The sequence below is a fragment of the Vibrio sp. 1078-1 genome (assembly GCF_033340475.1).
This window is the reverse complement of record NZ_JAWOWM010000315.1, coordinates 1-723: the sequence shown is the minus strand read 5'-3', so window position 1 is coordinate 723 and position 723 is coordinate 1. Positions and strand designations below refer to the sequence as shown.

Below are 723 nucleotides of genomic sequence, written 5' to 3'. Positions count from 1 at the left end.
TGAGCGACGAGGAGAGACATTGTTCTCTTCCGCCAACTGGCGCGCCACGCTACCCGATACGATGATGGCGACCGTATTATTTGCCGTGCAACCATTCACCATAGAAACCAAGCCCGCGATACCTAGCTCACTTGCGCGGCTGTTCGCGTGTTTTGAATGGCTAGAGCCAAACGCGTGGATCATGCTGCTCACTAAGTTGGTCAGGAAAGCAAGACCGCCTTGACGACGCATCAATTCACTCAGACCACCAATCAGCATCGATAGTAGGAAGATTTCCTGCATGTTGCCAAAACCGCTGTACACGTCTTGCGCTAGGTTCGTTAGACCGTAGTCGTCAATCGAAACCAAGCTTACGCCACCCGCCAGTAAAATACCGATAGTCAGCACAACAAATACGTTAAGCCCTGAAACCGCCAAAATCAAAATGGTGACGTACGGTAGCACTTTTAACCATTCAATTGGGCCAGTCTCTGGCACTTGAGTCGCAGTGCTGTTGAAGGCAAAAATACCCATAGCAACCAGTGCTGCTGGCAGTGCAATGCGGATGTTCTCTTTGAACTTGTCCTTCATTTCACAGCCCTGAGAGCGTGTTGCCGCGATGGTGGTGTCAGAGATGATAGAAAGGTTATCACCAAACATCGCGCCGCTGAGCACAACACCAGCGGTTAATGGCAAGCTCATACCTGCAGATTGAGCAATGCCCAAAGCCACAGGTGCAACGGC

The 723-nt window shown here is 51.0% G+C and carries 1 pseudogene; it reads right to left on the bottom strand.

The window, feature by feature from the left end:
• Window positions 1-723 (bottom strand): annotated as a pseudogene (locus R7190_RS27300) (Na+/H+ antiporter NhaC family protein); the annotation flags it as partial.